Raw genomic sequence first — 18,418 nt, forward strand, 5'->3', positions numbered from 1 at the left:
AAAAAACCGCCCTGGCGCAAGCCGCGGCGGTTTTTTCATGTCGGTGCCGAAGCCGGCGTCAGGCCGGGTCCATGCCGTTGCGACGCTTGGCTTCGGCCGTGGCCGGCGAGGCCAGGAAGGCGATCAGCGCGCGCGCGGCATCGGGCTGGGTCGAGGCCGACGCGATGCCGGCCGAGAAGGTGGTGGTGATCTGGACCTCGGGCGGCAGCGGGCCGAGCAGGGCTATGCCCTCGAGGTTCATCAGCTCGCTGAGCTGCTGGAAGCCGAGTTCGACCGCGCCCTGGGCCACCAGAGCGCCGACCGGCACGCCGGGCGGCGCGGTCACGATCTGCTCGGCGATCTGCTCGGCGATGCCCCAGTGCTCGAACAGCCTGGCCAGCTGCACGCCGCTCGGGCCGGTCGAGTAGCCCAGGGTGCGCGCGGCCAGCACCGCGGCCTTGAGCGCTTCTTCACTCGAAATGTCTGGCTGTCGAGCGCCAGCCTGCACGGCCACCGCCACCCCGGAGTGCACCAGGTCGACCCGGCTGCCGGCGAGCACATGGCTTTCGGCGATCAGCTTGTCGACGGCGTTGGACGCCAGCGCCACGATGTCGAAGGCCTCGCCGGCCTGCACCCGCTTGGCCGCGTCGACGCCGCCGACCGAGATCAGTTCGACCTCCTGATCGGGGGAATGCTGCCGGTACTGGGCGATCAGGTCGCCGAGCAGCTGCCTGGTGGCCATGGAAGAGATGATGCGGATCGGGTTCGCCATGCGGGCAGCTCCATTCATGTGGGATTTCTGATGTTGGCAGCAATGCTAGCGGATATCGGCGGCCCGATCGCTGTCTCAGCGACCCGTGGCCGATTGAACCGTGCCCAGTGGGTGGCTGGCCGGCGGTTGCGCCGCCGCGACAGGGCGCGCGCGCCCGCCCTTCTCGGCCCAGGTCCGGGTCCAGCGGACCTGCATCAGGCGCAGCATGAACAGCATGCCGATCGACAGGGCCGCAAAGGCGGCGAAGCCCCAGAAGTAGCTGCCCAGATACTGTTTGGACAGGCCCATGGCGTTGGGAATGAAGCCACCGCCCAGGGCGCCGATCTCGCCGATCATCGAGCCGGCGACGGCCGTGCTCAGCGGCCAGCGCAGCGGCACGAGCTGGAACAGCGCGCCGTTGCCCGCGCCCAGCGCCGCGAAGCAGAGCATGAACAGCAGCGTGGTCGTGGTCAGCGAGCTGCCGGCCAGGCCGCACAGCAGCAGGCTGATCGCGGTCAGCACCAGCACGCCGCTCAGGCTGTTGATGCCGCCGACGCGGTCCGAGATGTAGCCGCCGACCACGCGCACGGCGGAGCCCATCAGGGTGGCCAGCATGGTCAGCTGGCCGGCCTCGATCTTGGTGACGCCGAACTGGTCGTGGAAATAGGTCGGCAGGAAGCTGGCCAGACCGATGAAGCCGCCGAAGGTCACGACATAGATCAGGCTGAAGGCCCAGCCGTCCTTCTCGAACAGGCAGGAGATATGCTCGCGCAGGGTCTGGTGCTCGCTGTCGGGCGGCTCCTTGGCGAAGATCACCATCACCGCGAAGGGCAGCAGCATGCACAGGCCGGCCAGGCCGTAGACGGTCTGCCAGCCGTAGGCCTGCGCCAGCGGCGGAGCGAACAGCACGGCCAGCACCGTGCCCGAGTTGCCGGCGCCGGCGATGCCCATGGCCAGGCCCTTGTGCTGCGGCGGAAACCAGCCGCTGCCCAGGCTCAGCGCGACGCCGAAGCTCGCGCCGGCGATGCCCAGCAGCACCCCCATCGCCAGCACATGGTCGTAGCTGCTGATGAAGAAATAGCCAAACACCAGTGCCAGCATGATCAGGCTCATCTCGACCAGCGCGGCGTTCTTGCGTCCGATGTACTGCGCCAGGATGCCGAGCGGGAAGCGCATGAAGGCGCCGGCCAGGATCGGCACCGAGATCATGAAGCCCTTCTGCGCTGCGCTCAGTTGATAGGCCTCCGAGATGAAGGGCGCCATCGCGCCGTTGAGCACCCAGACCGCGAAGCAGAAGTCGAAGTAGAGGAAAGACGCGAACAGCGTTGGTGCATGCCCGGACTTGAGGAAGGTTCTGAATCCCGCCATGGTGCAAATTCCAGTGAAAGTTGAACTTGCAGTCCATCAAGCGAGATTCGTGCCAGCGCCAGGCACGCGCGACGGATTCAGCCGCCGCCCAGCACCTTGTAGAGCGTGACCTGGTTCTGCCAGTAGGCCAGTCGGGTCTGCGTCAGCGCCTGCTGGCTGGCGTAGAGCGAGCGCTGCGCGTCGAGCCAGTCGAGCTGGCTGGCGGCGCCATGGCGCAAGCGCAGCTCGGTCAGATCGAGTCGGCGCGCATCGGCCGTGGTCTGCGCCTGCTGGGCCTGCAGCTGGCGCGCCAGCGTCTCGCGTCCGGCCAGGGCGTCGGCCACTTCGCGGAACGCGGACTGGATCGCCTTCTCGTACTGGGCCAGGGCGGCCTCGCGCCCGGCCCGCGCCGCATCGAGCCCGGCCTGGTTGCGCCCGGCGTCGAAGATCGGCAGCAGCAGCTGCGGCGCCAGCGTGAAGCCCCAGCTGCCGTCCTTGAACAGGCCCGACAGCTCGCCGCTGGCCGAGCCGATGCCGGTCGTCAGCGAGATGCGCGGGAAGAAAGCCGCGCGCGCCGCGCCGATGTTGGCATTGGCCGCGATCAGCTGCTGCTCGGCCTGCACGATGTCGGGGCGGCGCGTCAGCCGCTGCGACGGCAGGCCGGCGGCCAGCTGGGGCAGTTGCAGCGCGGTCAGCCGCTGGGCCGCCAGCTCGGCGCGCAGGGCGGGGTCCAGCGGCTGGCCCAGCAGCAGCGCCAGCGCGTTCTCGTCCTGCGCGCGCTGGCGCTCGAACTGCGCCAGCGTGACGCGTGCGTTCTCGATCAGCGATTCGGCCTGGCGCAGCTCCAGCTCCGAGGTCGCGCCATGCTCCAGGCGCAGCCGGATCAGCCCGAGCGAGGCCTCGCGCGCGCTCAGCGTCTGCCGCGCCAGCTCCAGCTGGGCCTGGTCGGCCAGCAGCGCCAGCCAGCCCTGCGCCACGCCGGCGACCAGGCCGATGCGCACGCTCTGGCGGCCGGCCTCGCTGGCCAGGTACTGGGCCAGCGCCTGTTCCTTCAGGCTGCTCACGCGGCCGAAGAAGTCGAGTTCGTAGGCGGTGACCAGCAGGCCGCCGCTGTAGCTGCTCGTGATGTCGCCCGAGCTGTTGGGTGTGCGCGAGCCGTTGACGGCCAGGCCGACGCCGGGCCATTGCTCGGCGCGCCGCAGGCCGAGCTGGGCGCGGGCCTGCTCCAGGTTGAGCGCGGCCACGCGCAGGTCGCGGTTGTGCGCCAGCGCGGTCTCGATCAGCTGGCGCAGCGCCGGGTCGCTGAAAAAGCCCTGCCAGTCCGGCAGCTCGTCGGCCGCCACGCTGGCGCTGTCAGGCTGATGGGAGGCGCCAGGCTGGGCGGTCGCCCCGGCGCTGGCCGGCCAGTGCGCCGGCACCGGCGCGGTGGGCCGCTCGTAGGCCGGCATCAGGCTGCAGCCGCCCAGCAGCAGGGCCGCCGCCAGCGGGCCGAGTGAGGTCAATGGGATCTTATTCATGGCTGTGGATTCCGGCTTGCTGGCCATGGGCCATGTCGAACTGGTGCTGGCGCTCGCTGCCCTTGAACAGGCTGCGCACCACCACGAAGAACACCGGCACGAACACCACGGCCAGCAGCGTGCCCGTGATCATGCCGCCGATCACGCCGGTGCCGATCGCGCGCTGGCTGGCCGAGCCCGCGCCGCTCGACAGCGCCAGCGGCAGCACGCCCAGCATGAAGGCCAGCGAGGTCATGATGATGGGGCGGAAGCGCAGGTGCGCCGCTTCCAGCGCCGCCTCGATCACGGTCCTGCCCTGGGCCTGCAGGTCCTTGGCGAACTCGATGATCAGGATCGCGTTCTTGGCCGACAGGCCGATGATCGTGATCAGGCCGACCTGGAAGTAGACGTCGTTGGCATAGCCGCGCAGCAGCGTCGCCAGCAGCACGCCGAGCACGCCCAGCGGCACCACCAGGATCACGGCCAGCGGGATCGACCAGCTTTCATACAACGCGGCCAGGCACAGGAACACCGCCAGGATGGCGAAGCCGTAGACGATGATGGCCTGCGCGCCGGCGAGCTTTTCCTCGCGTGACTGGCCGGTCCACTCGAAGCCCAGGCCGGGCGGCAGCTGGGCCGCGAGCCGTTCCATCTCGGCCATCGCGGCGCCGGTGCTGTAGCCCGGCGCGGCGCTGCCGCTGATGCGCATGGCCGGATAGCCGTTGTAGCGCACGGTCTGCATCGCCCCCGTGATCCAGCGCGTGCTGGCGAAGGCCGACAGCGGCACGGTCTGGCCGCTGCTGTTGATCACATGCAGCTTGAGCAGGTCGTCGGGCTGCATGCGTGCCGGTGCATCGGCCTGCACCACCACGCGCTGCAGGCGGCCGGCGTTCGGGAAGTCGTTGATGTAGCTCGAACCCAGCGTGGTCGAGATCACCGCGTTGATCGCATCGAAGCCCACGCCGAGTGCCTGCGCCTTGTCGCGGTCGATGTCGAGCTGCAGCTGCGGCGCGTCCTCCAGCCCGTCCGGGCGCACCTGCGCCAGCACCTTGCTCTGGCTGGCCATGCCCAGCAGCTGGTTGCGCGCGCCCAGCAGCACCTCGCGGCCCAGGCCGGCGCGGTCCTGCAGCCGGAACGAGAAGCCCGAGGCCGAGCCCAGCTCGGGGATTGGCGGCGGGCTCAGCGGGAAGATGAAGGCGTCGCGGATGCCCGAGAGCGCGCCGAAGGCACGACCGGCCAGGTCCTGCGCCGAACTGCCCGGCGCATGGCGCTCGGACCAGTCCTTGAGCGTGACGAAGGCGAGCGCGGCGTTCTGGCCCTGGCCCGAGAAGGAAAAGCCCAGCACGCCGACCATGCTCTGGACCTCGGGTTGCTTGAGCATGAAGCCCTCGACCTGCTCCATCACGGCGCTGGTGCGCTCGCGCGTGGCGCCCGGCGGCAGCTGCACGTTGACCAGCAGCGTGCCCTGGTCCTCGTTGGGCAGGAAGGAGGTCGGCAGTCGCAGATAGACCACCGCCGCCACGCCGACGATGACGCCGTACAGCAGCAGCGAGCGACCAGCGCGCGGCAGCAGCCGGCCGACCCAGCCCTCGTAGCGCTTGGCGCCGCTGGCAAAGCCGCGGTTGAACCAGCCGAAGAAGCCGGTCTTGGCATGCTGGTGGCCGGCCTCGACCGGCTTCAGCAGGGTGGCGCACAGCGCCGGCGTCAGCGACAGCGCGAAGAAGGCCGAGAACGCGATCGACACCCCCATCACGGTGGCGAACTGGCGGTAGATGTTGCCGACCGAGCCGCTGAAGAAGGCCAGCGGCACGAACACCGAGATCAGCACCACCGTGATGCCGACGATGGCGCCCGAGATCTGGCCCATGGCCTTGTGCGTGGCCGCCTGCGGCGACAGGCCTTCCTCGCTCATGATGCGCTCGACGTTCTCGACCACCACGATCGCGTCATCGACCACGATGCCGATCACCAGCACCATGCCGAACATGGTCAGCACGTTGATCGAGAAGCCCAGCGCCAGCAGCGCGGCGAAGGTGCCCAGCAGCGCCACCGGCACCACGATGGTCGGGATCAGCGTGTAGCGCCAGTTCTGCAGGAACAGGAACATCACCAGGAACACCAGCGCCACCGCTTCCAGCAGGGTCTTGGCCACCTGCTCGATCGAGATCTTGATGAAGCGCGAGCTGTCGTAGGGGATCTTCCACTGCATGCCGGCCGGGAAGAACTTCTCGAGCTCGTGCATCTTGGCGCGCACGGCCTCGGCCGTGGCCAGCGCGTTGCCGCTCGGCGAGAGCTGGACGCCGATGCCGGTCGAGGGCTTGCCGTTCAGCCGCGCCGAGGTCGCGTAGGCCTGGCCGCCGAGCTCGATGCGCGCGACATCCTTCAGCCGCACCGCCGAGCCGTCGGGGTTGGCGCGCAGCAGGATGCGGCCGAACTGCTCGACGCTGGTGAGCTGGCCGTTGACCACCACGGTCGCGGCGATGCCTTGGCCCGCGACGTTGGGCAGGCTGCCGATCTCGCCGGCCGAGACCTGGGCGTTCTGCGCCCGGATCGCGGCGTTGACATCGGCCGCGCTGAGCTTGTAGCTCAGCAGCTTGGCCGGGTCGATCCAGATCCGCATCGCGCGTTCGGTGCCGAACAGCTGGGCCTGGCCGACGCCGGGCAGGCGCTGCAGTTCCGGCACCACGTTGCGCGAGGCGTAGTCGCCCAGCGCGACCGGGTCCCAGGCCGGGTCGTCCGAGGACAGGATGGCGAACAGCAGGAAGTTGCTGCGCGACTTGTCGACCCGCACGCCCTGCTGCGTGACCGCCGCCGGCAGGCGCGGCGTGGCGCGCGACAGGCGGTTTTGCACATCCACCTGCGCCAGCTCCGGGTTGGTGCCGGGCTGGAAGCTCAGGGTCAGGTTGCCCGAGCCGTCGGCCTGCGCCACCGACTCCATGTAGATCAGGCCGGGCGAGCCGTTCATCTCGCGCTCGATCACCGACAGCACGCTGTCTTCCAGCGTCTGGGCCGAGGCGCCGGGGTAGGCGGTCGAGACCACGATCGATGGCGGCGCCACCGGCGGGTACTGGGCGATCGGCAGCTGGGTGATGGCCACCGAGCCCAGCACCATCACGAACAGCGCGATCACCCAGGCAAAGATGGGCCGCTCGATAAAGAATTTCGCCATGTCAGTGCTTCCTTAGCGTGCCGCGCCAGCGCCGGCCTTGGCCGGGGCTGCAGCCTCTGGCGCTGCTGGTGCAGCGGCCTTGCCATCCTGTTTGGCCGGGCTGCCTGCCGGCTGGCCGGCGGATGCCTGCCACGGCACGGGCTTGACCACCTTGGCGCCGCGCAGCTTCTGGAAGCCGTCGACCATGACCTGCTCGCCGGCCTTGAGCCCGTCGAGGACGATCCACTGCCCGCCCTGCTGGGCGCCGATCTTGACCGGACGCGGGCCGAAGCTGCCGTCACCGGCCACGACCATCACGCTGTCGCCCTGGGCCGAGCGCGTCACCGCCTGCTGCGGCAGCGCCATCGCGTTGCCGGCCTTGGCCTGTTCCAGTCGCACCCGTACATAGAGGCCCGGCAGCAGCAGGCCACCCGGGTTCGGCACCTCGGCGCGCAGCGTGACCTGGCCGCTGCCGGCGTCCACCGTCAGGTCGGAAAACAGCAGCTTGCCAGCGCGGCTGTGCTCGCTGCCGTCGGGCAGCAGCAGGCGCACGCTGGCACCGTCCTGTCCGGCGCGCTTGAGCTGGCCGCTCTCCAACGCGCGCCGCAGCTGCATCGCCTCGTCGGCCGACTGGGTGAAGTTGACGTAGATCGGATCGATCTGCTGCACCACCGCCAGCGGCGTGGCCTCGCCCTGGCCGACCAGCGCGCCCTCGGTCACCAGCGCGCGACCGATGCGGCCCGCGATCGGTGCCGTCACCTTGGTGTAGCCGAGGTTGATGCGCGCGGTCTGCACCGCCGCCCTGGCCACGGCCACATCGGCCTGGGCCTGCTTCTGGGCCGCTTGCGCGCTGACGAATTCCTGCTGGCTGATGGCCTTGGCCTCGGCCAGCGGCTGGTAGCGCTCGGCCAGCGCGCTGGCCTGGATCAAGTTGGCCTCGGCCTTGGCCAGGCTGGCTTGCGCGCTGTCGTGGCTGGCCTGGTAGGGGCTGGCGTCGATCGCGAACAGCGTCTGGCCGGCCTTGACCTCGCTGCCTTCACTGAACAGCCGCTGCTGCAGGATGCCGGCGGCGCGCGCCCGCACCTGGGCCACCCGCGAGGCTTCGAGCCGGCCCGGCAGCTCGGTGACCAGGCCGACCTCGCCCGGTGTCACGGTCAGCACGCCGACTTCGGGCGGCGGCATGCCGGCGCCGGGGGCGGTCGGCGCGCTGGTCTTGTCACCACAGGCCGCCAGCAGGGCGGCCAGGCCCAGGGCACTGAGGGTGGTGCGCCAGTGCGCGGGGAGACGGGAGGATGCAGCTTGGATCACAGGCATGTCGAGGTCCGGTGGGAGCGTGATGGGGCGTGCCAGCCATGCGGCCAGGGCAATGCGGGCCAGTATACATACAATCGTGAATGTATAAGGGCAGGTGGCTGCTCCTGGAACCCGTTGGAAATGGACCCCGTCATGGCACGCCGCACCAAAGAAGAGGCCCTAGCGACCCGTCACCAGCTGCTCGATGCGGCCGAGTGCGTGTTTGCCGAAAAAGGGGTGTCGCGCACCTCGCTCAACGACATCGCGCTGGCCGCCGGTGCCAGTCGGGGTGCGATCTACTGGCATTTCAAGAACAAGGCCGACCTGTTCAACGCCATGATGGAGCGCACCACCTTGCCGATGGAGCAGGCCTTGCACCAGGGCGGGCATGAGCCGGGGCAGGATCCGCTGGCCGGACTGCTGCGCTCGATGGCCGACGCCATGCACCGCATCGCGACCGACGAGCGCACCCGTCGCGTGTTCGAGGTCGCCACGCTCAAGGTCGAATATGTCGACGAATTGATGGCCGTGCGGGCGCGCCATCGGCGCGTGCAGGCCGGCAACGTGCTGCAGGTGGAGCGCAGTCTGCAGCAGGCCCTGGCCCAGCGCGGGCTGTCGCTGCCCTTGCCGGTGAGCACGGTCGCGCAGGGACTCTATGCCTTGCTGGTCGGGCTGATCCGCAGCTGGCTGCTGGCGCCCGAGACGTTCGAGCTCGAGGCCACGGCCGAGGCCTCGGTGCGGGCCTATCTGAGCGGGTGGGGGCTGCTGGCGCCACTGGCCGGCTGACCGGCGGCTGAGCGCGGCTGCGGTTCAGTGGCCGCAGGGGCTCGCTCATGCCGGCGTGCCGCGCCGCGGCGTGGCGCCAGCGCTCGCACCCGCCAGCCAGGCGGCGGCCGTGCGCAGCACCGTCTCGACCGCGCCGGGCGTCAGCCGGGCGGTCTGCGCCATCTCCGCCGGCGGGCGGGTCGTGACCGGGTGCGCCTGCCGCCGCGCCAGCGCTTGCTGCATCTCCTGCAGCAAGTGGCGTTCGACTTCGCGCAGCTCGTTCATGCGGCGGCTGCAGCTGCGAAACCAGAGTTCGCCCAGGCCCGGGTCCAGCGTTGCCTGATCCGGGCTGTCGGCCAGCTGCTGGCGCAGGGCCTCCAGTTCGATCTGGGTCTCGAACCGCAGGCTGTCCTTGAGGCGTTTGCGCGCTCCGGGCCTGGCCCGGCTGATGAAGGCCGAGGCACAGCGCTGCTGGGCCTCGATCAGCTGGCCGATGCGCTGCCAGCCCCGTGCTGCGTGGCGACCCGAGGCGTACAGGCCAGCCCCGCTGGCGCGCTCCTGTCCGCTGTATTCCTTGCCCCACATCAATTGCAGCAAGATGGCGAGCTCCTGCTTGAGCGCGGAGTCGCTCAGTGCGTGGCCGGCGGCCTCGACCAGCTCCAGCAGCTGCGCCAGCAGGGTGCAGTAGGCATCGTAGACCGCCTGGCGCGAACAGCGCGTCAGCAGCAGGTCGCGGCGCAGCGACACCAGGTCGGCCAGGCCGGGCGAATGCAGCATGGCCAGGCCGAGCCGCTTGAGCCCAGTCAGTTCGGTCTCGGCGTTCCTGGGCGCCTGTTCGAGCTGGCGCAGTGGCTGGCGCAGGGCTTGCTCGACCTCGACGCTGCACTGGATCTGCTCGCACAGCGCCGGGGCGTAGCTTTCGGCCGCCGTGCTCAGCACCAGCTGACCCAGGCCGCGTTCGCGCTGCAGTTCGTCGATCAAATCGGTGCAACGCTGCACCAGATCGATGCAGAACCGATCCCTTTCCAGTGCCCGAGCTTCCTGCTGGCGCAGGGCCGCCAGCCGCCTGTACTCTTGCTTCATGCTTGCTCCCGTCCTATGCGACAAAACTGTCGTTTTTGATAGGCAAGTTCCGGGCCAGTCCTGCGCTTACACTCGCCGCATGCTCATCCTCGGAATCGAATCCTCCTGCGACGAGACTGGCGTGGCGCTGGTCGACGCCAGTGGCAGCGGCATCCCGCGCCTGCTCGGTCACGCCTTGCACAGCCAGATCGAGATGCACCAGGCCTATGGCGGCGTGGTGCCCGAACTGGCCAGCCGTGACCATATCCGGCGCGTGCTGCCCTTGACCGAGGCCGCTCTCGCGCAGGCCGGTCTGGGGCTGGACGCCGTCGACCTGGTCGCCTACACGCGCGGCCCGGGCCTGGCCGGCGCGCTGCTGGTCGGCGCCGGTGTGGCCTGCGCGATCGCCGCCGCGCTGGACAAGCCCACGCTGGGCGTGCACCACCTCGAAGGCCATCTGCTGTCGCCCTTCCTGAGCGCCGATCCGCCCGAATTCCCCTTCATCGCGCTGCTGGTCTCGGGCGGCCATACCCAGCTCATGCGCGTCGATGGCGTGGGTCGCTACCAACTGCTGGGCGAGACCATCGATGACGCCGCCGGCGAGGCCTTCGACAAGTCGGCCAAGCTGCTCGGCCTGGGCTATCCCGGCGGCCCCGCGCTGTCGCGCCTGGCGCAGCAGGGCGACCCGCAGGCCTTCAAGCTGCCGCGTCCGCTGTTGCACAGCGGCGACCTCGACTTCTCCTTTGCCGGGCTCAAGACCGCGGTGCTGACCCAGGCCAGGAAGCTCGGTGCGGAGCTGCCGGCACGTCAGGCCGACCTGGCCGCATCGACCCAGGCCGCGATCGTCGAGGTGCTGGTCAAGAAGTCCGTCGCCGCGCTCAAGCAGTCCGGCTTGAAGCGCCTGGTCGTGGCCGGTGGCGTCGGCGCCAATGCCGCGCTGCGCGAGCAGTTGAATGCGGCCTGTGCCAAGCGTGGCTGGCGCGTGCACTACCCCGAGCTGCACCTGTGCACCGACAACGGCGCGATGATCGCTCTCGCCGCCGGCATGCGGGTGCAGGCTGGCCTGACCGATGCGGCCGGATCCGCCGGAACTGGCTACGCCTTCGACGTCAAGCCGCGCTGGCCGCTGGCCGAGCTGTCCCTGCCGGCCTGAAGTCGCCCGCTTCCTGCGCCCGGCGAGCTTGTGGCTTTGCCCGGGCGCGGCTTTTCAATCGAGAAATGAGGAGCTTTTGCATGAATCCGTTTGACCGTCGTCGTTCCCTGCAGGTGCTGCTCGGCCTGTTCGGGGCCGCCGCACTGCCCGCACTGCCCGCAGTGGCCGCCAGCCCGGCCGCCGCGCCGATCCGCGTCGCGCTGATCGAGAGCCTGTCCGGTCCGATCGCCAACACCGGCGAGGCGGTGCACCGCAACCTCGTGCTGGCGACCGAGCGCGTCAACGCGCGCGGCGGCATCAAGCTGGCCGATGGCAGGCATCCGCTCGCGATCGAGCGCTACGACAGCAAGGGCCAGATCGAGGAGGCGCTGGCCGCCCTGCGCTCCGCCATCGACGCCGGTATCCGCATCGTCGCGCAGGGCAACTCGTCGGCGGTGGCCGGCGCGCTGATCGACGCGATCGCCAAGCACAACGAGCGCAACCCGGCGCAGCAGGTCTTGTTCCTCAACTATTCGGCGGTCGATCCGGCGCTGACCAACGAGCGCTGCAGCTTCTGGCATTTCCGCTTCGACGCCCATGCCGACATGCGCATGGCCGCGCTGATGGATGTGCTCAAGGCCGACCGCCAGGTCGCCAGCGTCTACCTGATCGGCCAGGACTACAGCTTCGGCCAGCAGGTGCTGCGCGAGGCCAAGCGCTCACTCGGCATCAAGCGGCCCGATGTCAGGATCGTCGGCGAGGAGCTGCACCCGATGGCGCGCGTCAAGGACTTCCTGCCCTACGCGACCAAGATCAAGGCCAGCGGCGCCCAGGCGGTCATCACCGGCAACTGGGGCAATGACCTCACGCTGCTGGTCAAGGCCGCGCGCGAGGTCGGCTACGAAGGCAAGTTCTACACCTTCTACGGCAATGCGCTGGGGGCGCCCGCCGCGCTGGGCGAGGCCGGCGTCGGCCGGGTGCTGGCGGTGGCCGAATGGTTCCCGAATGCGCCCGGCCAGGAAGCCAGGGCCTTCTACGAGGCCTTCCACCAGCGCTTCCCCAGGCCGGAGGACGATTATGTCCACCTGCGCATGCAGCTCATGATCGAGGCGCTGGCGCAGGCGCTCGAACGTGCTGGTGCCGCCGGGCGGGCGGGGCAGGGCGATGCCGTCCCGGCGGCGCTTGCCGTCGCGCGCGCGCTGGAGCAGGCCGATGTCAGGCTGGGCGGGCAGTCGCTGCAGATGCGCGCGGCCGACCACCAGGCGCAGCAGCCGCTGATGGTCGCCATCATGGATCGCAAGGGCGCCAAGGGGGTATCGTTCGACGTCGAGGGCTCGGGCTATGGCTTCCGTGTCGTGCGCCAGCTCAACGCCGAGACGGCCTCGCAAGTCCACAGCTGCCGCATGGTTCGTCCCTGAAATCCCTGGCGCAGCCGGCCTGGCCCGCGCTATAATCGACGACCCCCGCCATTTCGGCGAGTGGTTTCACGCCCGTTGCGGCTGCCCCCAAGAGGAGGCTGCGGCGGGATGCAAGTCATACAAGGACCATCATGATCTCTTTCGAAAACAAGGCGCAAGTCATTGCCGCCAACGCCCGCAGCGCCACCGACACCGGTAGCCCGGAAGTGCAAGTCGCCATCATGACCGCCCGCATCAACGAACTGATGCCGCACTTCAAGGCCCACTCCAAGGACCACCACGGCCGTCGCGGTCTGCTCAAGATGGTCAGCCGCCGTCGCAAGCTGCTGGACTACCTGAAGGCCAAGGACGCATCGCGTTACATCGCCCTGATCCAGAAGCTGGGCCTGCGCAAGTAAACTTGACGCTGTCTTGCTGACCGAAACGCCTGGGTAGCTCGGCCACTCAGGCGTTTTGCGCTTTGTAAACCCTTTAAATCCGGAGTCTTGTCTTTTCAGAGCGAAGCTGTGTCATTCCAACGAGGTCCCCTGGGTCGGGCCTGCGCTGGAATGGCATCGTGTTCTGATGGCCTGACTCCAGGCACCGTGCGCGGCCTTCTCGCGCACAAACATCCTAGGAAACCCATGAGCCTGTTCAACAAAGTCACCAAGACCTTCCAATGGGGTCAGAACACCGTCCGCATGGAAACCGGCGAGATCGCCCGTCAGTCCAGCGGCGCCGTGCTGCTCGACATGGACGGCACCGTCGTGCTGGCCACCGTCGTCGCCAAGGCCGATGCCAAGTCCGGCCAGGACTTCTTCCCGCTGACCGTCGACTACCTGGAGAAGTCCTACGCCGCCGGCAAGATCCCGGGCAGCTTCTTCAAGCGCGAAGGCCGCCCGAGCGAGTTCGAGACCCTGACCAGCCGTCTGATCGACCGCCCGATCCGCCCGCTGTTCCCGGAAGGCTTCTTCAACGAAGTGCAGGTCGTCATCCATACCCTGTCGCTGAATCCCGAGGTCGACGCCGACATCGCCGCCATGATCGCGACCAGCGCCGCGCTGTCGGTTTCCGGCATCCCGTTCAACGGCCCGATCGGCGCCGCCCGCGTCGGTTATGTCAATGGCGAGTTCGTGCTCAACCCGGGCCAGACCGCGCGCAAGAACAGCCAGATGGACCTGATCGTCGCCGGCACCGAAGCCGCCGTGCTGATGGTCGAGTCCGAAGCGCAGCAGCTGTCCGAGGAAATCATGCTCGGCGCCGTGGTGTTCGGTCACGAGCAGGGCAATATCGCGATCGCCGCCATCAACGAGCTGGTGCGCGAAGCCGGCAAGCCGGAGTGGAACTGGCAGGCCCCGGCGCGTGACGAAGCGCTGATCGCCAAGGTCGAAGCCCTGGGCGCCGACAAGCTGGCCGCCGCCTACCAGATCCGCAACAAGCAGGCCCGCACCCAGGCTTGCCGCGGCGCCTACGCCGAAGTCATGGCCGGCCTCAAGGCCGACGGCGTCGAGTTCGACAGCGTCAAGGTCGAAGGCCTGCTGTTCGACATCGAAGCGCGCATCGTGCGCGGCCAGATCCTGGCTGGCGAGCCGCGCATCGACGGCCGCGACACCCGCACCGTGCGTGCAATCGAGATCCGCAACAGCGTGCTGCCGCGCACCCACGGCTCGGCCCTGTTCACCCGTGGCGAGACCCAGGCCCTGGTCGTCGCGACGCTGGGCACCGACCGCGACGCGCAGCGCATCGACGCGCTGGCCGGCGAGTACGAAGACCGCTTCATGCTGCACTACAACATGCCTCCCTTCGCCACCGGCGAAACCGGCCGTGTCGGCAGCCCCAAGCGCCGCGAGATCGGCCATGGCCGTCTGGCCAAGCGCGCCCTGGTCGCCGCGCTGCCGAGCAAGGAAGAGTTCCCCTACACCCTGCGCGTGGTGTCCGAGATCACCGAGTCCAACGGCTCCTCGTCGATGGCTTCGGTCTGCGGCGGCTGCCTGGCGCTGATGGATGCCGGCGTGCCGATGAAGGCCCATGTGGCCGGCATCGCCATGGGCCTGATCAAGGACGGCAACCGCTTCGCGGTGCTGACCGACATCCTGGGTGACGAGGACCACCTCGGCGACATGGACTTCAAGGTCGCCGGCACCACCGGCGGCATCACCGCGCTGCAGATGGACATCAAGATCCAGGGCATCACCAAGGAAATCATGCAGGTCGCGCTGGCCCAGGCCAAGGAAGCCCGCCTGCACATCCTCGACAAGATGCAAGGCGCCATGGGCGAGGCCAAGACCGAGGTGTCGGACTTCGCGCCCAAGCTGTTCACCATGAAGATCAACCCCGAGAAGATCCGTGACGTGATCGGCAAGGGCGGCGCCACCATCCGCGCGCTGACCGAGGAAACCGGCTGCCAGATCAACATCGAGGAAGACGGCACCATCACGATCGCCGCCACCGAGTCCGCCAAGGCTGACGAGGCCAAGCGCCGCATCGAGCAGATCACCGCCGAGGTCGAAGTCGGCAAGGTCTACGAAGGCCCGGTCACCAAGATCCTGGACTTCGGTGCCCTGATCAACCTGCTGCCGGGCAAGGATGGCCTGCTGCACATCAGCCAGATCGCGCATCAGCGCGTCGAGAAGGTCACCGACTTCCTGACCGAAGGCCAGATCGTCAAGGTCAAGGTGCTCGAGACCGACGAGAAGGGTCGCGTCAAGCTGTCGATGAAGGCGCTGATCGATCGCGAGGAAGCGTTCGCCCAGCAACAGCAGCAACAGCAGTAAGTCGCAGCCATGCAGGCCGTCGAGATCACGACCCACGGTGCCCCCGAGGTGCTGAAGCTGGCTGAGCGCGAGCGCCCGGTGCCGGGTGCGGGCGAGCTGCTGATCCGCGTCAGCGCCTCGGGCGTCAACCGCCCCGACGTGCTGCAGCGCCTGGGCAACTATCCGGTGCCCCCGGGCGCCTCCGACATCCCCGGCCTCGAAGTGGCTGGCGTGATCGTCGAGGGCGATGCCGCCGCGCTCGCCGCCGAAGGTTTCAAGCTCGGCGACAGCGTCTGCGCGCTGGTCGCTGGCGGCGGCTATGCCGAATACTGCGTCGCCCCGGTGGCGCAGTGCCTGCCGGTGCCCGCCGGCTGGACCGAGCTGGAGGCCGCCGGCCTGCCCGAGACCTGCTTCACGGTCTGGAGCAACGTCTTCGAGCGCGGCCACCTGCAGCCCGGCGAGACCCTGCTGGTGCAGGGCGGCTCCAGCGGCATCGGCGTGACGGCGATCCAGCTGGCCAAGGCGCGCGGCGCCCAGGTCATCGTGACCGTCGGCAGCACCGAGAAGGCGCGGGCCTGTCTGGCGCTGGGCGCCGACCACGCGATCCACTACCAGGAGCAGGACTTCGTCGCCGAGGTCATGCGCCTGACCGAGGGGCGCGGCGTCGATGTCATCCTCGACATGGTCGCCGGTCCCTATGTCGCGCGCGAGCTCGACTGCCTGGCCGAGGACGGCCGCCTGGTCATCATCGCGGTGCAGGGCGGCGCCAAGGCCGAGATCAACGCCGCCAAGGTGCTGCGCCGGCGCCTGACCGTGACCGGCTCCACGCTGCGTCCGCGCCCGCTGGCCTTCAAGGCCGCGATCGCGCGCTCGCTGCGCCATGTGGTCTGGCCGCTGATCGAGTCCGGCCGGATCAAGCCCGTGATCCATCAGGTGTTCCCGGTGGCGCAAGCCGCGCAGGCGCACGCGCTGATGGAGTCGAACCGGCATATCGGCAAGATCCTGCTCGATTGGTCGGCGGCCTGAAGCCAAGTTCCAATGCAACCCTCAAGCATGACGAAGAAACTCATAGTCGGTAACTGGAAGATGAACGGCGGTCTGGCGGACAACGCCAGCCTGCTGGCGGCCCTGCTGGCTGGCTTGCATGACAGCCCCGCCGACGTGGCGGTCTGTGCCAGCGCGCCTTACCTGGCCCAGTTGCAAGCCCTGCTGCGGGGCAGTGCGCTGGACTGGGGGGCGCAGGACTGCTCCGCGCACGAAGCGGGTGCCTACACCGGCGAGGTCAGCGCCGCCATGCTGCGCGACTTCGCTTGCCGCTACGTGATCGTCGGCCATTCCGAGCGGCGCCAGTACCATGGCGAGAGCGATGACCTGGTGGCGCAGAAGGCCCAGCGCGCGCTGGCCCAGGGCATCACGCCGATCGTCTGCGTCGGCGAGACGCTGGCTGACCGCGAGGCCGGTCGCACCGAATTCGTGGTCAAGCGACAGCTGTCGGCCGTGATCCACGCGGTCGGCCATTGCGCCAGCGAGATCGTGGTGGCCTACGAACCGGTCTGGGCCATCGGCACCGGCCGCACGGCGAGCCCCGAGCAGGCGCAGGCGGTGCACGCGGTGCTGCGGGCCCAGCTGCGGGCGGCCTCGGCGCACTCCAGCCGCAACCGCATCCTCTATGGCGGCAGCATGAACGCGGACAACGCCGCCGAGCTGCTGGCGCAGCCCGACATCGACGGCGGCCTGATTGGCGGTGCGTCGCTCAAGGCCGCTGATTTCCTCCACATCACCGCCTGCTGCCCGCGCGTGGCAGCCGGTATCTGAAGCACCAGATCATGACCATCCTCTTCAACCTGCTTTCCATCGCTCAAGTCCTGTCCGCCCTGGCCATGATCGGCCTGATCCTGGTCCAGCACGGCAAGGGCGCCGACGCCGGAGCGGCCTTCGGCGGCGGCGGTTCGGCCAGCCTGTTCGGCGCCAGCGGCGGCGCCAACTTCCTGTCGCGCAGCACTGGCGTGCTGGCGACCTTGTTCTTCGTCTGCACGCTGGCGCTGGCCTATTTCGGCCACAGCAAGCCGGCCAGCAGCGGCAGCGTGCTCGAGGGCGCGGCGCCCGTCACCGCGCCGGCCGCGGCTCCCGCTCAGCCGGCCGCGGGCCAGATTCCGGGCCAGTAAGCATGGAAAATGCCCGTATGGATAAAAACATGCGGGTGGTCCGGAAAAGCTGATTTTTCCAGCTACAATTCGTTTCATTGATGCAGCGCGGCACCCACGGTGAAGCAAGAACAGGCTGCAGCAAGACAATAGCCGACGTGGTGAAATTGGTAGACACGCTATCTTGAGGGGGTAGTGGCGAAAGCTGTGCGAGTTCGAGTCTCGCCGTCGGCACCAAATATCAATGGGGCGCGCAACGCGCCTGCGAGACAAGCAAATGGACATAGCACAATACCTCCCGGTACTCTTGTTTGTTTTGGTGGGTCTGGCGGTAGGTGTCCTGCCCCAGGTCCTGGGCTACATACTCGGCCCCAATCGCCCTGATGCGGCGAAAAACTCCCCATACGAATGCGGCTTCGAAGCCTTCGAAGACGCTCGCATGAAGTTCGATGTGCGGTACTACCTCATCGCCATCCTCTTCATTCTGTTCGACCTCGAAATCGCGTTTCTCATCCCTTGGGCGGTCGCTCTGACCGACATCGGTTCGACCGGTTTCTGGACCGGCGTGGTGTTCCTGATCGACCTGCTCGTGGGCTTTGTCTACGCCTGGAAGATCGGCGCCCTGGACTGGGAATGAGGCGCGCGACAGCGCTCAGGAGTACAAATGATTGAAGGCGTCTTCAAGGAAGGTTTCATCACCACCAGTTACGACTCGGTGGTGAACTGGGCCAAGACCGGTTCGCTCTGGCCCATGACCTTCGGTCTGGCATGCTGCGCCGTCGAAATGATGCATGCGGCCACCGCGCGTTACGACATCTCGCGCTTCGGCGCCGAGGTGTTCCGCGCCAGTCCGCGTCAGTCCGATCTGATGATCGTGGCCGGCACGCTGTGCAACAAGATGGCGCCCGCGCTGCGCAAGGTCTACGACCAGATGGCCGAGCCGCGCTGGGTGATCTCGATGGGTTCCTGCGCCAACGGCGGCGGCTACTACCACTACAGCTACTCCGTGGTGCGTGGCTGCGACCGCATCGTGCCGGTCGATGTCTACGTGCCCGGCTGCCCGCCGACGGCCGAAGCGCTGATCTACGGCATCATCCAGTTGCAGCAGAAGATCCGCCGCACCAACACCATTGCGCGCGCCTGAGCGCTGG

Annotated in this window: 16 protein-coding genes and 1 tRNA gene; 11 read left to right on the plus strand and 6 right to left on the minus strand. The window is 68.6% G+C overall.

The genetic code is table 11. The features are described from left to right. Positions 1–58 precede the first annotated feature (58 nt). The 5 genes from PHR85_RS06710 to PHR85_RS06730 form a co-directional block, all read right to left on the minus strand. Positions 59–751 (minus strand): substrate-binding domain-containing protein, encoded by a 693-nt coding sequence (locus PHR85_RS06710; protein ID WP_300052111.1) that lies wholly within the window; start codon positions 749–751, stop codon positions 59–61. A gap of 75 nt (positions 752–826) precedes the next feature. After that, the gene (locus PHR85_RS06715; RefSeq protein WP_300052113.1) at positions 827–2,098 is read right to left on the minus strand and encodes a nitrate/nitrite transporter; all 1,272 of its coding nucleotides are present in this window, start codon (positions 2,096–2,098) and stop codon (positions 827–829) included. A gap of 77 nt (positions 2,099–2,175) precedes the next feature. Further along, a complete protein-coding gene (locus tag PHR85_RS06720) occupies positions 2,176–3,594 on the minus strand; it encodes an efflux transporter outer membrane subunit (protein WP_300052116.1) in 1,419 nt (472 codons plus the stop codon). Further along, the gene (locus PHR85_RS06725) at positions 3,587–6,742 is read right to left on the minus strand and encodes an efflux RND transporter permease subunit (RefSeq protein WP_300052118.1); all 3,156 of its coding nucleotides are present in this window, start codon (positions 6,740–6,742) and stop codon (positions 3,587–3,589) included. Before PHR85_RS06725 ends, PHR85_RS06720 begins: the two co-directional genes overlap by 8 nt. A 12-nt stretch (positions 6,743–6,754) precedes the next feature. Beyond that, entirely contained in the window at positions 6,755–8,035 is a 1,281-nt protein-coding gene (locus PHR85_RS06730; RefSeq protein WP_300052122.1) for an efflux RND transporter periplasmic adaptor subunit, read from the minus strand. Positions 8,036–8,167: 132 nt separating this feature from the next. Here PHR85_RS06730 and PHR85_RS06735 point away from each other — a divergent pair, with 132 nt between their 5' ends. Further along, the gene (locus PHR85_RS06735) at positions 8,168–8,800 is read left to right on the plus strand and encodes a TetR family transcriptional regulator (protein WP_300052124.1); all 633 of its coding nucleotides are present in this window, start codon (positions 8,168–8,170) and stop codon (positions 8,798–8,800) included. 45 nt (positions 8,801–8,845) lie between these two features. Here PHR85_RS06735 and PHR85_RS06740 read toward each other — a convergent pair whose 3' ends face one another. Further along, entirely contained in the window at positions 8,846–9,862 is a 1,017-nt protein-coding gene (locus PHR85_RS06740) for a nitrate- and nitrite sensing domain-containing protein (protein ID WP_300052127.1), read from the minus strand. 79 nt (positions 9,863–9,941) lie between these two features. Between PHR85_RS06740 and tsaD the strand changes: the two genes are divergently transcribed. From tsaD to PHR85_RS06790, 10 genes are all read left to right on the plus strand, one after another. Next, entirely contained in the window at positions 9,942–10,994 is a 1,053-nt protein-coding gene (gene tsaD, locus PHR85_RS06745) for a tRNA (adenosine(37)-N6)-threonylcarbamoyltransferase complex transferase subunit TsaD (protein WP_300052129.1), read from the plus strand. 80 nt (positions 10,995–11,074) lie between these two features. Beyond that, positions 11,075–12,391 (plus strand): branched-chain amino acid ABC transporter substrate-binding protein, encoded by a 1,317-nt coding sequence (locus PHR85_RS06750; RefSeq protein ID WP_300052132.1) that lies wholly within the window; start codon positions 11,075–11,077, stop codon positions 12,389–12,391. Positions 12,392–12,522: 131 nt separating this feature from the next. Next, positions 12,523–12,789, plus strand: coding sequence for a 30S ribosomal protein S15 (gene rpsO, locus PHR85_RS06755; RefSeq protein WP_300052135.1), 267 nt, complete (start codon positions 12,523–12,525; stop codon positions 12,787–12,789). 225 nt (positions 12,790–13,014) lie between these two features. Further along, entirely contained in the window at positions 13,015–15,144 is a 2,130-nt protein-coding gene (gene pnp, locus PHR85_RS06760) for a polyribonucleotide nucleotidyltransferase (protein WP_300052137.1), read from the plus strand. 9 nt (positions 15,145–15,153) lie between these two features. Next, a complete protein-coding gene (locus tag PHR85_RS06765; RefSeq protein WP_300052139.1) occupies positions 15,154–16,149 on the plus strand; it encodes an NAD(P)H-quinone oxidoreductase in 996 nt (331 codons plus the stop codon). Between the two features lie 27 nt (positions 16,150–16,176). Further along, complete coding sequence (gene tpiA / locus PHR85_RS06770) at positions 16,177–16,938, plus strand: triose-phosphate isomerase (RefSeq protein WP_300052142.1); 762 nt, start codon at positions 16,177–16,179, stop codon at positions 16,936–16,938. Positions 16,939–16,949: 11 nt separating this feature from the next. Then, on the plus strand, positions 16,950–17,288 hold the full coding sequence (gene secG / locus PHR85_RS06775; RefSeq protein WP_300052145.1) for a preprotein translocase subunit SecG: 339 nt from the start codon (positions 16,950–16,952) through the stop codon (positions 17,286–17,288). Positions 17,289–17,419: 131 nt separating this feature from the next. Further along, positions 17,420–17,504: transfer RNA gene (locus PHR85_RS06780), tRNA-Leu, on the plus strand. Positions 17,505–17,544: 40 nt separating this feature from the next. Further along, a complete protein-coding gene (locus PHR85_RS06785) occupies positions 17,545–17,904 on the plus strand; it encodes an NADH-quinone oxidoreductase subunit A (protein ID WP_105748038.1) in 360 nt (119 codons plus the stop codon). Between the two features lie 27 nt (positions 17,905–17,931). Continuing rightward, positions 17,932–18,411, plus strand: a complete 480-nt coding sequence (locus PHR85_RS06790) for an NADH-quinone oxidoreductase subunit B family protein (RefSeq protein WP_300052150.1) — start codon at positions 17,932–17,934, stop codon at positions 18,409–18,411. Positions 18,412–18,418 lie beyond the last annotated feature (7 nt).

Source organism: Malikia sp., from assembly GCF_028687635.1.
Lineage (GTDB): Bacteria > Pseudomonadota > Gammaproteobacteria > Burkholderiales > Burkholderiaceae_C > Malikia.

What these genes read in the sequence shown, in the direction of transcription:
- PHR85_RS06750 (WP_300052132.1), top strand. Translation starts at nt 11,075, where the DNA reads ATGAATCCGTTTGACCGTCGTCGTTCCCTGCAGGTGCTGCTCGGCCTG.
- tsaD (WP_300052129.1), top strand. Translation starts at nt 9,942, where the DNA reads ATGCTCATCCTCGGAATCGAATCCTCCTGCGACGAGACTGGCGTGGCG.
- PHR85_RS06715 (WP_300052113.1), bottom strand. Translation starts at nt 2,098, where the DNA reads ATGGCGGGATTCAGAACCTTCCTCAAGTCCGGGCATGCACCAACGCTG.
- PHR85_RS06790 (WP_300052150.1), top strand. Translation starts at nt 17,932, where the DNA reads ATGATTGAAGGCGTCTTCAAGGAAGGTTTCATCACCACCAGTTACGAC.
- secG (WP_300052145.1), top strand. Translation starts at nt 16,950, where the DNA reads ATGACCATCCTCTTCAACCTGCTTTCCATCGCTCAAGTCCTGTCCGCC.
- PHR85_RS06740 (WP_300052127.1), bottom strand. Translation starts at nt 9,862, where the DNA reads ATGAAGCAAGAGTACAGGCGGCTGGCGGCCCTGCGCCAGCAGGAAGCT.
- PHR85_RS06720 (WP_300052116.1), bottom strand. Translation starts at nt 3,594, where the DNA reads ATGAATAAGATCCCATTGACCTCACTCGGCCCGCTGGCGGCGGCCCTG.
- PHR85_RS06735 (WP_300052124.1), top strand. Translation starts at nt 8,168, where the DNA reads ATGGCACGCCGCACCAAAGAAGAGGCCCTAGCGACCCGTCACCAGCTG.
- PHR85_RS06785 (WP_105748038.1), top strand. Translation starts at nt 17,545, where the DNA reads ATGGACATAGCACAATACCTCCCGGTACTCTTGTTTGTTTTGGTGGGT.
- tpiA (WP_300052142.1), top strand. Translation starts at nt 16,177, where the DNA reads ATGACGAAGAAACTCATAGTCGGTAACTGGAAGATGAACGGCGGTCTG.
- pnp (WP_300052137.1), top strand. Translation starts at nt 13,015, where the DNA reads ATGAGCCTGTTCAACAAAGTCACCAAGACCTTCCAATGGGGTCAGAAC.
- PHR85_RS06710 (WP_300052111.1), bottom strand. Translation starts at nt 751, where the DNA reads ATGGCGAACCCGATCCGCATCATCTCTTCCATGGCCACCAGGCAGCTG.
- PHR85_RS06765 (WP_300052139.1), top strand. Translation starts at nt 15,154, where the DNA reads ATGCAGGCCGTCGAGATCACGACCCACGGTGCCCCCGAGGTGCTGAAG.
- PHR85_RS06730 (WP_300052122.1), bottom strand. Translation starts at nt 8,035, where the DNA reads ATGCCTGTGATCCAAGCTGCATCCTCCCGTCTCCCCGCGCACTGGCGC.
- rpsO (WP_300052135.1), top strand. Translation starts at nt 12,523, where the DNA reads ATGATCTCTTTCGAAAACAAGGCGCAAGTCATTGCCGCCAACGCCCGC.
- PHR85_RS06725 (WP_300052118.1), bottom strand. Translation starts at nt 6,742, where the DNA reads ATGGCGAAATTCTTTATCGAGCGGCCCATCTTTGCCTGGGTGATCGCG.